The organism is Streptomyces sp. NPDC059582 (assembly GCF_042735715.1).
Taxonomy (GTDB): Bacteria; Actinomycetota; Actinomycetes; order Streptomycetales; family Streptomycetaceae; genus Streptomyces.
On record NZ_JBHWCC010000032.1, the window covers coordinates 1 to 14,370 of the forward strand.

The window sequence follows — 14,370 nt, forward strand, 5'->3', positions numbered from 1 at the left end:
CCCAGCGCGAACATGTTCTTGCTGCGCTCGGCCTCCTTACGGGTGAGGTCGAAATCCTTCAGCGCCTGGACCGTCAGCGTCGTCAGCGGCACCGGATGCACGTGATAGCCGTCCAGCGAACCGTCCTCCAGCGGCGAGACGTCGTACCCCACCTTCGCCATCGCCCGCTTGGTGAACTCGTCCTCGTTCACGATCACTTCGGCGCCGCGCGGCACGTCGGCGATGTTCGCCCTCAGGGCCGCCGGGTTCATCGCCACCAGCACGTTCGGCGCGTCGCCGGGCGTGAGGATGTCGTGGTCGGCGAAGTGCAGCTGGAACGACGACACCCCCGGCAGGGTCCCGGCGGGCGCCCGGATCTCGGCCGGGAAGTTCGGCAGCGTGGACAGGTCGTTGCCGTACGACGCCGTCTCCGAGGTGAAGCGGTCCCCGGTGAGCTGCATGCCGTCGCCGGAGTCGCCCGCGAAGCGGATGATCACCCGGTCCAGGCGCCGTACCTGTCCGGCGCTCTTGTCGGGGTGCCCCTCGGTGACGGACTCCGAGGCGGAATGTCGACGGGACATGGCTCTCCAGGAGGGTCGGTTGGGCCACGGTCGGGGTGCGTCTGGGCGTACGGGAGCTCAACCCTGGCACCGGGCGGCGGTTTCGAGCCGCGCGGCGAACGATTCATGACAGAGGTTCAACTGGCCGGGCCGCCGGTGTGCGTCCGCAGGGGCAGCAGCGTGGTCGTGCGGCCGGGGCGCAGGCGGCGCCGTCGTGGGCGGTCGTCGCGCCCGGGAGGCGGTCCGGGCGGGGGTCTGCCGACGTCAGGTTTCCGTACCGCGGGCGGCGGTTGGGATGTTCAACTGTCCAGTGCCGGGTTCGGGTGGGTGTGGCTACGCTCCGCTGGGCGGGAGTTGGCCGGTTCCCACCCGGTGCCGTCGCTCCAGGGGGTGTCCTGTGGAGCCGAGGCACTGCGGCCGGGGCGGGCGGTAAGGCCCGTCGGGTCTGGCCGGCGTCCGGCCCGTTCGCTGTACGTCCGGCCGTCGTGGTCGCAGCGGGTCCTGTCCGGGGCGTGGTCGTCGAGGGCCGGTTCGGCTGTGCGGCGCCGGGCGGTTCGACGTGCTCGATCTGCCGGACCGGACCGGGCGGTTGACCGGCCGACCGGCACCGACGAAGGGACATCGACAGTGAACAGCACGTGGTTCCGGCGCTTCACCACGGTCGCGGGGCAGGGGACGCGGCTCGTGTGCTTCCCGCACGCGGGGGGCTCCGCGACGGCGTACACGCAGCTGGCGCGCACGCTGCCGGCGGACTTCGACGTGGTGTGCGTGCAGTACCCGGGACGCCAGGACCGTTATCGCGAGGAGGCGTTCACGGCTCTGGCGCCGCTCGTCGAGGCGGTGGCCGAGGAGCTGGCCCAGGACCTGGCCGCGGACCCCGGGCGGCCGTACGCCCTGTTCGGACACAGCATGGGCGCGCTCGTCGCCTACGAGACGGCCCGGCTGCTCGCCCAGGGTGAACTGCCCGCGCCGCAGCGGCTGTTCCTCTCCGGCCGGGGTGCGCCGGGCCCCGCTGCCCGCGTCCACGCCCCTCTCTACGACGACGACTCCGTGCTGGCCGAGGTGCGCCGGCTGGGCGGCACCGATCAGAGCATGCTCGACAACCCCGAGATCCTGGAGATAGTTCTGCCGGCGCTGCGCGCCGACTACCGGGCGCTGGGCACCTACCGGTGGCGCGAGAGCGCCCCGCTCACCGCGCCGGTGAGCGTCCTGGTAGGCGACAGCGACCCGATGGTGACGGTCCAGGAGGCTCACACCTGGCGGGAGCACACCAGCGGCGACTTCACCCTCAAGGTGTTCCCCGGCGGCCACTTCTACCTCGCCGAGCAGGTCCGGGAGGTCGCGGCGACGATCACCGCGGGGCTGCTCGAGGACGCCGCGGCTTCCTGACCGCGCTTGCCGGCCGGCCGTCTGGAGGGGCGGATTCCGCGGCGGTCCGGGGGCGGCCGGACTTACCCGCCACGGCCGGTCTCTGGCTCAATGTCGCGGGTTGACCCGTCCCCAGGGTCAGGGTGGACGCTGATGGCATGACCAGTTCTCCTCGCTCGGCCTGGACCGGCATGGTCCCTGTCGACGACACCGCCCTGGCCGTCACCGACACCCGCGGCCCCGGCCGTCCCGTCATCTACCTCAACGGCTCCTACGCCGACCACCGGCCCTGGCGGCCACTGATCGCCGAACTCGGCGCCGGCTGGCGGCACATCACCTTCGACGAGCGGGCCCGCGGCCGCTCGAAGCGGTCGGCGGACTACTCCTTCGAGGCGTGCCTGCGCGACGTCGACGCCGTCCTCGAGGCGACCGGGGTGCAACGGCCGCTGCTCGTGGGCTGGTCCTACGGTGCGGCGCTCGCGGTGCATTGGGCCGAGCTCCATCCCGACCGCGCCGTGGGGGTGGTGGCCGTGGACGGGGCCATTCCGTACGGTCTGACCGGCGAGGAGGGCCGGGCGCGGATCCGGCGCCTGTTCCGCCGTATGCGCCTCGTGCTGCCGCTGTTCCGCCCGCTGGGCATGGCCGCGCGGATGAGCGCCGGCCAGCACGCCGACATCAACATCGAGGCCAACGAGGTCAACGCCGCCATCGCTCCGGTCCTCGACCGCGTGAGCTGCCCGGTGCGCTATGTCCTGGCCACCGGTGCCAGCCTCGGCGGGGGCCAGGAGGAGATGGAGCAGATGCGGGCCTCACTCGATCAGGTGCTCGCCCGCAACCCGGACATCAGGGTGAGCGCGAAGGTCGCGAGCAACCACTCCCACGTCCTGCGCAGGGACTTCCGGGCCATCGCCGAGGCCGTACGCGAGATCGCGGCCGCCCACGACCAGCAGGCCCGCTGAGCGGATGGTGGTCGGGCTCACGATCGGGCAGGCGGCGGCGTTCGCGGGCGTCACGGTCAAGACCGTGCGCCACTACCACCGGCTCGGCCTGGTCGGCGAACCCGCACGCGACGGCTCCGGCTATCGCCGGTACGGCTCGCCGGACATGCTGCGGCTGGTCCAGGTCCGCACGCTCGCCGGCGCGGGCGTGCCGCTGGCCGAGATCGGGGCTCTGCTCGACGCCGGTCCTGAGCGGTTCGCCTCCGCTCTGGACGACGTCGAGCGGCGCCTGACCGAGCGGATCGAGGAGCTGACCGCACGGCGCGCGGTGCTGCACCGGCTCACCGCCGGCGACCGGCTCCTGCTGCCCGAGCGTGCCTGCGCGGTCCTGGACCGGTTCGCCGAGCTCGGCTTCGGTGCCGACTACGTGGCCCTGCAGCAGGAGGCCCTGATCCTGGCCCGGGCCCTGGTGCCGGAGGTCTTCGACAGCTTTCTGACCCAGCTCGAGCACCAGCTCGGCGACCCCGAGTACGTCGAGCTGGTCAAGCGCTGCCGGGACGCCGAGTCGTGGGATCCGCACGACCCGCGGCTCGACGAGCTGGCCTGCGCCCTGTCCGCCAAACTGCTGGCCGGCCTCGAACTGCTGGCGATGCCCGCGGAGTTCCGCACCAGGCCCGACGCGGCCACCCGGTACGGGCTGGTCAACCACCACCGGGAGGAGCAGTCGCCGGCGGCCGCCCGGCTGAACGAACTGCTGGAGGCGAACCTGCGCGCGGCCGGCGTCGACATCCCGCATCAATGACGGGTGATGTCGCGGGCCGTACATCCTGAACTGCGGGGATACGCCGTCGCAAACACCACCAGCCGGAGATCATCGGTGATCGTGGCATCGAGGCCGTGATCGACGGTCGTTGGTGATCACTTCAGGGTTGGTCAGCTGGACGACGCAGAGGGAGACAACTGCCGTGGCCGACCGTGCGAAGACTTGCCGTCGGACGAACGTCTACGTCGACATGGTGGGAGATCTCTTCCACCCGGGGCACGTCGCCCTCCTCAAGGCCGCGCGCACCTTCGGAGAGCGGCTGATCGTCGGCGTTCTCTCAGACGAGGTCGTGACCGGGTACAAGCGAAGGCCCATCATGACCCTGGCCGAGCGGGTCACTGTGATCGAGGCATGCCGATACGTCGATGCGGTGATCCCGAACGCTCCGGAGCGCGTGACGACCGAGTTCCTGGACGATCACGGCATCGCGGTGGTCGTGCACGGAGACGACATCTCGCCAGCTGCCGTCGAAGAGGTCTTCGGACCGGTGGCCGCTGCGGGAAAGTTGCAGCTTGTGGAGTACACGGCGGGTGTATCGACCACTGACCTCATCCGACGGTGTCTGGCCCGAGGCTGCGCAGTGATCGGAACGGGATCGCGGCCGCGGACCTGACCGGTGCAGGGGCCCGGCCGGCGGCCGTGGTGGCCGACCGCCGCCCCCGTACGGCGGGTGTGCGGCGCGCTGTCCCTGTGTGAGGGAAGGGTCCGGGCTGCGGCGGCGGGGGCTGCTGTGCGCCGCCGCGGACGGGAGGGTCAGGTGTATTGGTAGAAGCCGCGGCCGGTCTTCTTGCCCAGCAGGCCGCTCTCGACCATGCGCAGCAGCAGTGGCGGGGGTGCGTACAGGGGCTGCTTGTACTCCTCGTACATGGCCTGGGCGATGGACACGGTGGTGTCCAGGCCGATCAGGTCGGCCAGGCGCAGCGGGCCCATGGGGTGCGAGCAGCCCTGGACCATGCCCTGGTCGACGGTCTCGGCGCTCGCCAGGCCCGATTCGACCATCCGGATCGCGGACAGCAGGTAGGGGAAGAGCAGTGCGTTGACGAGGAAGCCCGCCCGGTCCGGGGTGGTGATCGGCTTCTTGCCCAGGACGTCGCGGACGAAGAGCAGTGCCCGTGTGCTCACCGTCCGGTCCGTCAGCACCGAGGCGACGAGTTCGACGAGCGGCAGTGCCGGCACGGGGTTGAAGAAGTGGATGCCGAGTACCTGGCCGGGGCGGCGGGTCGCGGCGGCGAGCCGGGCGATGGGGATCGAGGAGGTGTTGGTCGCCAGGATCGCGTCCGGGTCCTTGACGATCTTGTCGAGGGTGGCGAACAGGTCCAGCTTGATCTGTTCGTCCTCGGTGACCGCCTCGATGACCAGTCGGCGGTCTGCGAGTTCGCCGAGGTCGCGGGTGAACGAGACCCGGCCCAGTGCCGCGTCGCGCTGCTGGGCGGTCAGTTTGCCTTTGGCCACGCCCCGTTCAAGCGACGCGGCCAGCCGTTGCGGCGCCGTTTGCAGTGATGCCTCGCAGGACACGGCGACCCGCACGTTCAGTCCGGCTTTCGCGCACAGTTCGGCGATGCCGGTGCCCATGATGCCGCTGCCGACGACACCCACCCGGTCGATGTCCGTGGCGGTGCTCCGTATGGACGTGGTCATGTGTCGGCCCCCCAGGCCAGAAGTGATGCTCCGATCGACATGCCGCCGCCGAACCCGGCGAGCAGCACCAGGTCGCCCGGTTGCAGTGCTCCGGTGCGGTGGGCCTCGTCGAGTGCGACCGGCACCGAGGCGCTGCCGGTGTTGCCGTAGCGGGTCAGTGTGCGGTGGGTCTGCGCGGCGCCGAGTCCGGTGCGGGCGACGACTTCGTCGAGCATCACGCCGTTGGCCTGGTGCGGGACGAAGTGGTCGATGGCGGTGATGTCCAGTCCGGCCTTGTGGGCGAGTGCGATCAGGGCCGGCGGGACGTGTTCGGTGACGAAGTCGCGTACTGCGCGGCCGTCCATCCGGAAGAAGTGGCCGCCTTCGGCGAGGGTCGCCGCCGAGGCGGGGGTGCGGCTGCCGCCGGCCTCGACGCGGATCAGGTGGTGTGCGTCGCCGCGGCTGGAGAGGTCGCTGGCGATGATTCCGTACGGCTCCGGCAGTGCCGCGACGATCGCGGCGCCGGCGCCGTCGGCGAAGAGGATCGCTGTTTTGCGGTCGGTGAAGTCCAGGATCCGTGAGTAGACGTCGGCGCCGATCACCAGTGCGCGGGCGTCGGGCCGCAGGGCCACCAGGCTGTGGGCGAGTGACAGTGCGTAGACGAAGCCGCTGCACACGACGTTGATGTCGAAGCAGGCGGCGCCGTAGGCGCCCAGCGCGTGCTGGACGAGGTAGGAGGTGGGGGGCTGCGGGAAGTCGCCGGTGGAGGTGGAGACGATGAGGTAGTCGATCTGCTGGGCGGTCAGTTCCGCCTGGGCCAGGGCGCGTTCGGCGGCTTTGACGGCCAGGTCGGAGGTCGCCTCGTGGGGGGCCGCGTAGCGCCGGGAGCGGATCTGTGTCTTGCGTTCGATCCACTCGGCGGTGACGCCGACGCGTTCGGCGAGTTCCTCGTTGCCGACTTCGTGCTTGGGAAGATAGGAGCCGGTGGCGAGTATGCCGGTTGCCATGTCAGGTCACCTCGGCGAAGTCGGGTGCGGCGGGCGTGCGCAGTGGGTTGAGCCGTGCCGTGCCGATCTTTTCGCGCAGTTCGGGATCGGTGACGCCGAGCCCTTCCTCGGGGGCGAGGCAGAGCACGCCGACTTTTCCGGTGTGCCGGTTGAGCTGGACGAGCCGTGCGGCCTCGCCCACGTCGTCGAGGGGGAACACCTGGGACAGGACGGGGGAAAGGTGTCCGAGGCGGAACAGCCGGTTGCACTCGGCCTGTTCCTGGAGGTTGGCGGCGTGACTGCCGAGGATCCGCTTGAGGTTCATCCAGAGGTAGCGGTTGTCGAAATGGTGGTCGTAGCCGGTGCTGGAGCCGCAGGTGACGACCGCTCCGCCCTTGCGGACGACGAACACCGAGATCCCGAAGGTGGCCCGGCCGACGTAGTCGAACACGACGTGCGGGTCCTCGCCGACCAGGCGGCGGATCTCCCGGCCGAGGCGCTTGCCCAGCTCGATGGTCCGCTCGGGGGTGAGCGCGTCGTCGGTGCCCATGCCGATCTCGTTGCGGTCGATCACCACGTCGCAGCCGAGCCGGCGCAGCGCCTGGGCTTTGGTTGCGGAGCTGACGACGCCGACGGCGATACCGCCGGCGTTCTTGACCATCTGCACCGCGAACGCGCCCAGGCCGCCGGTCGCGCCCCAGATGAGGACGATGTCGCCCTGTTTGATGCGGGCGCCGTTGGCGCCGACCAGCATCCGGTAGGAGGTCGCCGCGGTCAGCAGCACACCCGCCGACTCCTCCCAGGTGAGGTGGGCCGGTTTGGGCAGCAGCTGGCTGGCGCGGAGCACCGCGTAGTGGGCGAGGCCGCCGAAGTTCGTCTCGTAGCCCCAGATCCGCTGCCCGGTGCCGAGCATGGCGTCGGCGTGGGTCGCCGGTTCCTGCTCGTCGACCTGGACGCAGCTGGCGACGACGTGGTCGCCCGTCTTCCAGTGCCGTACGCCGGCCCCGACCCGCACGACGATCCCGGCCGCGTCCGATCCGACCACCTGATGCGGCAGGTCGTGCCGGGCGGCGTAGCCGCCCTGGCGGGCGTGGCGCTTGAGGAACTCGAACGTGGGCACCGGCTCGAACGTGGCCGACCAGACGGTGTTGTAGTTGATGGAGCTCGCCATGACGGCGACGACCACCTCGTCGGGGGCGAGGTCGGGCATCGGGACCCGTCCGACGTGCAGCGACTTGCGGACGTCCTTGTCCTGCATGCCGTCGAACATGCCGGTGTCCGAGGCGAGGAGATGCGCGGCCTCGTAGTCCGGCGGAAGGTCGTGTGCTGCGATCTCGTCCGGGCCGGCGCCGGCCAGCAGGGCTTCGGTCAGTGAATCCATGGTTTCCTTCCCGCTCTGCAGTGGCCACGGGAAAGAGACGTGTCGCACGGCAGATCAATGGAGAGTGCAGACGAGGGCCGCTGCCGACCGGACCGGACCCGGTGTCCCTCTGACCGAGAAGCGGATGGCTTCTGCCGCCTGCCGCCGCCGCCCGCCGTACAGGGTGCGGCGGGCGGCCGGCGGCGTCAGAGGACCGCGCCGTCCCTGGTCCGCCGGCGCAGCGTCGGCCTGCTGGACTGGGCGGCGAGGTCCTTCCACATGTCCGACAGGCCGGTGACGGTGCGTGCCGCGAACAGGCCGCGGATGGACACCTCCTGCTTCAGTTCCGCCCGGATCAGGCCGACCAGCCTGATCGCGCGAAGCGAGTTGCCGCCGAGGTCGAAGAAGTCCTCGTCGATGCCGACCCGTTCGCGCTCCAGGACGTCGGCGAACGCGGCGGCCAGTATCCGCTCGGTGTCGTTGCGCGGTGCCCGGTACGTTCCGTCGTCGAATGCGGGCTGTGGCAGTGCCGCCCGGTCCACCCTGCCGTCGGCTGTCACCGGCAGGCGCTCCAGCATCGTGAACACGTGCGGCACCATGGGCTCGGGCAGCCGGCCGGCGGCGAACCGGCGCAGTTCCTCACCCGATACGGGCCGGCCGGCCACCGGGACCACGTAGGCCGCCAGCCGCTGCTGCCCGGTGCTGTCCTGGCGGACCGTCACCACCGTCTGCGCCAGGTCGGGGTGGTCGGCGAGTGTCGCCTCGACCTCGGCCGGCTCGACCCGGACACCGCGGACGTCCAGCTGGGTGTCGGCGCGGCCCACGTAGGTGAGCAGGCCGTCGCTGTCGCGGCGGACCAGGTCTGCGGTGCGGTACATGAGCGTGCCGGCCGGGCCGAACGGGCAGGGCACGAATCGCTGCGCGGTCTGTCCGGGCCGCCCCAGATAGCCGCGGCTCACGCCGGGGCCGGCCACGTAGAGCTCTCCGGTCACGCCGGCGGGGACCGGCGCGAGTCCCGGGCCCAGTACGTACAGGGCGGTGTTGTCCATCGGCCGGCCGAGCGTGCCGGTGGGGTGCGCGGGTTCGCCGGCGGCCAGGCGGTGGGCGGCGGCGAACGCGGTGGTTTCCGCCGGGCCGTGGCCGTGGACGACGGTCAGTTCGGGGCAGGCCTCCCGCACCCGTCGCAGTGCGGCCGCGGGCACGCGGTCACCGCCGGTCCACACCTCGCGCAGCCCGGCGAGGCGTTCGGGGTGGTGTGCGGCGATCTCGGAGAACCGGGCGGCGGGCAGCCACAGCGCGCTGATGCCGTGCGCCGCTCGTGCCTGGGCCAGGGTGTCGAGGTCCGGGTCGCCCGCGGGAGCGACGACCACCCGGCCGCCGCCCAGCAGCGGCGCCCAGATGTCGAGGGCGAGCGTGTCGCCGGTGGGCGGCGTGTGCCACAGCACGGTGTGGGGGCCGCGCTCCTGCCAGTGGCGGTCCAGGACGAACCGCTCCATGTTGCGGTGGGTCACGCCCAATGCGCTGCCGTCACCGTCCGGTGCGGGGCGGTGTATGACGGCCAGCAGGCTGTCCCGCTGCGTCGGGTACGGGGCCTGCGGTGCAGCGTCATCGTCGCCGGTGGTGTCCGGGTGGAGGTCGTCGAGCACCGTCACCGGGATGTCCAGGTCGTGGGTGAGGGCGTGGGCTGTGGCGGCGTCGGTGAGCAGTGCCCGCGCCGGGCTGTCGCCGATGCGGGAGCTGATCTGCCGGGCCGCGAGGGCCGGGTCGAGCAGCAGGTAGGCTCCGCCGGCCTTGACCACTGCCAGCAGGGCGACGGCCAGGTCCGGCGACCGGGGCAGCGCGAGCGCCACGACCGTCTCGGCTCCGATGTGCCGCCGGCGCAGCGCCCCGGCCAGGCGGGCGGAGCGTTCGTCCAGCTCCCGGTAGGAGAGGGTCGCCTCGCCGGAGTCCAGGGCGACGGCGTCGGGGGTGCGCTGCGCCTGGCGGGTGAACAGCTGGGCGAGCGTCAGGCCCGGCACGGGTGCCCGGGTGTCGTCCGGCGCTGTCAGCACCTGTTCGCGGTCGGCTGCGCTCAGGACGTCCAGCGCGCCGACGGGCCGGGCGCTGTCGGCCACCACGGCGCGGATGTGCGCGATCAGTTCGGTGCCGATGAAGCGCAGTTCGGCGCGGGAGTACAGGGTGGCGGGGGCGTCGAGCCGGATGAACAGGTCGCTGTCGGCGCTGCCGTCGGTGTAGACGCCGATCGACAGTTCGTCGAAGGCGCCGGTCGTCCCGCCGAGGTAGCGCGCCGGGCTGTCGGCGAAGTGGAGCTGCTGCACGAACTCGACGACGTTCATGACGGCGCCGAAACTGCCGCGCTCGCTCAGGACGGTTTCGCTCGCGCGCTGGATGTCGGAGTAGTGGCAGGCGGTGTGGCCGAAGATCTCGTACGTCTCGTCGACCATCGTGTCGGCGATCTCGGTGAAGGTCGCGTTCAGCGGGACGGCCACGCGCAGCGGCACCACGTTGACCGCGAGGCCGGGTGTCCTGCTGGCCACCCCGACGCGGTTGCCGACGGCCAGCGAGAGGAGGAACTCGGGGCGGTCGCAGCGGTGGCGGAGGAAGACCGCCGCGGCCGCGGTGAGCAGGGTGGACATCCACACGCCCATGGACTTCGCGGTCTCGGTCCAGGTGTCGGCCTCGGCGCGGGGGACGCTCAGTGTCCGGCTGACCATGCCGATGGGTTCGGTCAGTTCGCCCCAGCGGTCGGCGCTGTTCATCGGTTCGCTGAGCGCGGCGCTCATCGAGTCGGTCAGGGCGATGCGCGGGATGCGTGCGGGCGCGGGGGCGTCGGCGAGGTAGTCGCGCCAGAACGCGGTGTCCTCGGTGAACGTCGCGGAGGCCTGGTACTGGGTGGCCTCGGCCGCGAAGGACTCGGCGTCCCACGGGTGCGGCAGCTGCGCCGCCTGCTCGCCCCGCATGAGTGCCGTGTACACCTCGGCGAGGCGGCGCGAGAGCAGGCCGCCGGTGCCGAACCCGTCCGAGATGAGGTGGTGGTAGGCGATCACCACGAGGGAGCGGGCGGGGGCGAGTCTCACCACGCCCATGCGGAACAGCAGGTCCCGCTTCAGGTCGAACGGTGTGCGCAGCATGCCGGCGAGCGCTTCGCGGGCCGCCTGCTCGGGGTCGGCCTCGGCGCTCAGGTCCCACACGAACGGCCGCCAGTCGCCCAGTTCGCGCGGGGTCAGCCGCAGTCCGCCGCCGTCGTCGGCGAAGGTGACGCGCAGTACTTCCGCTTCGCCCATGACGTGCAGGAACGCGGACCGCATGACGGCCGCGTCCAGTTCACCGTCCACATCCCACATGGTCAGCGCATGGTTCAGCGTGTCGGCGGAGACTTCCTCCGCCAGCCACAGTCCCTGATGCGCAGACGACGCGCCGAACGAACGCACACGGATCAACCCCTCGAAGAACAGGTCCGGAAATCGGAGGAATTCGCAGATCGCCCCCACCGTCACGGACGGTGGATCAGCCGGTCAAGACAGCTTGGTGCCGGGCGGGACAGGGGCGTTGTCGGGCTTGCGGTGTCCCGCCGGCGGGACATTCCCGGGGGCGGCGAAGCGCCCGGGACGGTGGGATCACCGCGGGCGGTGTGGGGCCATCGAGGACGTGATGTGCGCGGCGACCAGTCTGGGTGAGGGGTGGCGCAGCACCAGGTTCGCCCTCAGTTTCAGTCCGCTCGACGCGGTCAGGCGTTTGCTCAGCTCCACCGACAGCAGCGAGTCGAATCCGAGCTCCTTGAAGCCCTGGTCGGGGTTGATGGACGCGGTGGAGGGGTGTCCGAGGACGACGGCGACCTTCTGCAGGACGTGGTCGAGCACGAGGGCCTGCGCGTCGTCGTCGGACAGGGCGGCGAGCCGGTCCGCCAGCGGGACGAGGAGGTCGTCGCCGGCCGGCGGCTCGGCCGGGGGCAGCTGCGCGGCCGGCGCGGTGTGCGAGGAGTGCAGCCAGTACGGCCGGCGCTGGAAGGCGTACGTCGGCAGATCCACCCGCCGGCGCGTGCTGAACAGGGCGTCCCAGTCCACCGTCCCGCCCTGGACGTGGAGTTGGGCCAGCGAGCCGAGGACGGCCTCCGCCTCGCCCCGGTCGCGGCGCGCCGACGACAGGACCAGCGCGCCGTCCACGTCCTCGGTGATCTCCTGGACCGGGACGGTCAGCACGGGGTGCGGGCTCATCTCGATGAACACCCGGAAGCCGTCGTCGGCCAGCCGGCGCACGGACGGTTCGAAGAGGACCTTCTCGCGCAGGTTGGTGTACCAGTAGTCGGCGTTCAGCCGCGCGGTGTCGATGATCTCGCCGTACAGGGTGGAGTAGAAGGGCAGCGCCGACGTGGTGGGGCTGACGTCGGACAGTGCGCCGGTGACCTGGTCGCGGACCCGGGCCACCTGGTGGGAGTGGGAGGCGTAGTCGACGGATATTCTGCGGGCCTGGGCGCCGTCGGCCTTCATCTTCTCGACGAATTCGTCGAGTGCGTCCGGTTCCCCGGAGACCACCACGGAGCGGGGTCCGTTGACCACGGCGACGCTCACCCGCTCGCTCCACGGAGCCAGGCGCTGCGTCACGACGTCGGCGGACTCCGCGACCGAGGCCATCCCGCCGTGGCCGATCAGGTCCACCAGGGCCTTGCTGCGCAGTGCCACGGTCTTGGCGGCGTCCCGCAGCGACAGCGCACCGCACACGTAGGCGGCGGCTATCTCGCCCTGGCTGTGTCCGATCACCGCGGCCGGCTGCACACCCCAGGAGCGCCACAGGGCGGCCAGGGACACCATCACCGAGAACAGTGCGGGCTGCACCACGTCCACCCGCTCCAGGGTGGGTGCCCCCTCGGCGCCGCGCACCACGTCGAGCAGCGACCAGTCGACCCACTCGGCCAGGGCGGCCGCGCACGCCTCCAGGCTCTGCGCGAAGACCGGGAAGGCGGCGTACAGCTGCCGTCCCATGCCGACCCACTGCGAGCCCTGGCCGGGGAACATGAAGACGCAGCCGCCGAGGGCTGTGGCCGTGCCCCGCATCACCGCGGGGGACTCGGTGCCCTCGCTCAGCGACGCCAGGCCGCCCAGCAGTTCGTCGCGGTCGCGGCCCAGGACGACCGCGCGGTGCTCGAACCGTGTCCGGCCGCAGGCCAGCGACCAGCCGATGTCCGCCGTGTCCGTGCCCGGCTGGGCGGCGGCGAAGTCACGCAGTCTGGCCGCCTGCCGTTGCAGGGCTGTCGCGCTCTTGCCCGACACCACCCATGGCACCAGGCCGCCCGCGGCCGGGGCGGGGGCGGGCTGGTCCGTCTGCTCCTGGGGCGGCGGCTCTTCCAGGATGACGTGCGCGTTGGTGCCGCTGACGCCGAACGACGACACCCCGGCCCGCCGCGGGCCGGGCGTCCGGGGCCATTCACGGCCCTGCGCCAGCAGTTCGACCCCGCCCGCGGACCAGTCCACGTGCGGTGAGGGCGCGTCCACGTGCAGGGTCTTGGGCAGGTAGCCGTGGCGCATGGCCATCACGGCCTTGATGACGCCGGCGACCCCGGCGGCGGCCTGGGCGTGACCGATGTTCGACTTCATGGACCCCAGCCACAGCGGCCGGCCCTCGGCCCGGTCCCGGCCGTAGGTGGCCAGCAGGGCGCCTGCCTCGATGGGGTCGCCCAGCACGGTGCCGGTGCCGTGGGCTTCGACCAGGTCCACCTCGGCGGCCGAGACGCCCGCGTTCGCCAGCGCCTTCAGGATCACCTTCTCCTGGGCGCGGCCGTTGGGGGCGGTCAGTCCGTTGCTGGCGCCGTCCTGGTTCACCGCGCTGCCGCGCAGGACGGCGAGCACCGGGTGGCCGCTTCGGCGGGCGTCGGACAGCCGCTCCAGAAGCAGCACCCCCACGCCTTCGGCCCAGCCGGTGCCGTCGGCCGCCTGCGCGAAGGACTTGCAGCGGCCGTCGGCCGCCAGGCCGCCCTGGCGGGAGAACTCCACGAACAGCTCGGGCGTCGACATCACCAGCGCGCCGCCCGCCAGCGCGAGCGAGGACTCCCCCGCACGCAGCGACTGCACCGCCAGGTGCAGGGCGACCAGCGACGACGAGCACGCCGTGTCCACCGACACCGCCGGGCCGGTCAGGCCCAGTTCGTAGGCCACCCGGCCGGAGGCGACGCTGAGCGTGCTGCCGTGCAGCAGGTAGCCCTCCAGCTCGTTCTTGGCGCCTTGCAGGAACCGCGACCCGTACTCGGTGGAGCTCACCCCGGTGAACACGCCGACGTCGGCGCCGCGCACCGTGGCGGGCACGATGCCCGCCCGTTCGAAGACCTCCCAGGACGTCTCCAGCAGCAGCCGCTGCTGCGGATCGATCGCCAGCGCCTCACGCGGGCTGATGCCGAAGAAGTCCGCGTCGAAGCCGGCCACGTCCGTCAGGAACCCGCCGTGGCGCACGTACGAGCTGCCGGGGGTGTCGGGATCCGGGTCGTAGACGTCCCGCCATCCGCGGTCCGCCGGGAACGCGTCGATGACGTCCCGGCCGTCGCGGAGCATGTCCCACAGTTCCTCGGGCGTCGAGACGCCTCCCGGGTAGCGGCAGGCCATGGCCACCACGGCGATCGGCTCGCCGCGGCCGGCTTTGAGGGCGTCGTTCTCCTGCCGCAGGCGGTCGCGCTCCTCCAGCAGCGTGCGCAGCGCCCGCTGGACCCGCTGCGCGCCGTCCGCCGTGCCGTCCGCGGAGTTGGTCACGCCGC

The 14,370-nt window shown here is 71.9% G+C and carries 10 protein-coding genes; 4 read left to right on the plus strand and 6 right to left on the minus strand.

The genetic code is table 11. From position 1 onward, the window contains the following. A partial coding sequence (locus tag ACFV0T_RS25285) for a 2-oxoacid:acceptor oxidoreductase family protein (RefSeq protein ID WP_385783296.1) occupies positions 1–560 on the minus strand: 560 nt, incomplete at its 3' end. Between the two features lie 606 nt (positions 561–1,166). On the opposite strand from ACFV0T_RS25285, the gene ACFV0T_RS25290 reads away from it, so the two are divergent. The 4 genes from ACFV0T_RS25290 to ACFV0T_RS25305 all read left to right on the plus strand — a co-directional run bounded on the left by ACFV0T_RS25290 (position 1,167) and on the right by ACFV0T_RS25305 (position 4,281). Then, entirely contained in the window at positions 1,167–1,928 is a 762-nt protein-coding gene (locus ACFV0T_RS25290; protein ID WP_385783298.1) for a thioesterase II family protein, read from the plus strand. A gap of 137 nt (positions 1,929–2,065) precedes the next feature. Beyond that, positions 2,066–2,866 carry an alpha/beta fold hydrolase gene (locus ACFV0T_RS25295; RefSeq protein WP_385783301.1) on the plus strand — a complete coding sequence of 267 codons (801 nt, stop codon included), beginning with the start codon at positions 2,066–2,068 and terminating at the stop codon, positions 2,864–2,866. A gap of 4 nt (positions 2,867–2,870) precedes the next feature. Continuing rightward, positions 2,871–3,647, plus strand: a complete 777-nt coding sequence (locus ACFV0T_RS25300; RefSeq protein ID WP_385783304.1) for a MerR family transcriptional regulator — start codon at positions 2,871–2,873, stop codon at positions 3,645–3,647. Between the two features lie 163 nt (positions 3,648–3,810). Beyond that, the gene (locus ACFV0T_RS25305; RefSeq protein WP_385783307.1) at positions 3,811–4,281 is read left to right on the plus strand and encodes an adenylyltransferase/cytidyltransferase family protein; all 471 of its coding nucleotides are present in this window, start codon (positions 3,811–3,813) and stop codon (positions 4,279–4,281) included. Between the two features lie 140 nt (positions 4,282–4,421). Here the strand turns inward: ACFV0T_RS25305 and ACFV0T_RS25310 are convergent, their stop codons facing one another. The 5 genes from ACFV0T_RS25310 to ACFV0T_RS25330 form a co-directional block, all read right to left on the minus strand. Next, entirely contained in the window at positions 4,422–5,306 is an 885-nt protein-coding gene (locus ACFV0T_RS25310; protein WP_385783310.1) for a 3-hydroxybutyryl-CoA dehydrogenase, read from the minus strand. Next, the gene (locus ACFV0T_RS25315; RefSeq protein WP_385783313.1) at positions 5,303–6,292 is read right to left on the minus strand and encodes a 3-oxoacyl-ACP synthase III family protein; all 990 of its coding nucleotides are present in this window, start codon (positions 6,290–6,292) and stop codon (positions 5,303–5,305) included. Before ACFV0T_RS25315 ends, ACFV0T_RS25310 begins: the two co-directional genes overlap by 4 nt. A 1-nt stretch (position 6,293) precedes the next feature. Next, positions 6,294–7,652: a crotonyl-CoA carboxylase/reductase gene (gene ccrA, locus ACFV0T_RS25320; RefSeq protein WP_385783316.1), complete on the minus strand. Its 1,359-nt coding sequence runs from the start codon at positions 7,650–7,652 to the stop codon at positions 6,294–6,296. A gap of 185 nt (positions 7,653–7,837) precedes the next feature. Then, a complete protein-coding gene (locus tag ACFV0T_RS25325; protein WP_385783318.1) occupies positions 7,838–11,062 on the minus strand; it encodes an AMP-binding protein in 3,225 nt (1,074 codons plus the stop codon). 186 nt (positions 11,063–11,248) lie between these two features. Further along, a complete protein-coding gene (locus ACFV0T_RS25330) occupies positions 11,249–14,365 on the minus strand; it encodes a type I polyketide synthase (RefSeq protein ID WP_385783321.1) in 3,117 nt (1,038 codons plus the stop codon). Positions 14,366–14,370 lie beyond the last annotated feature (5 nt).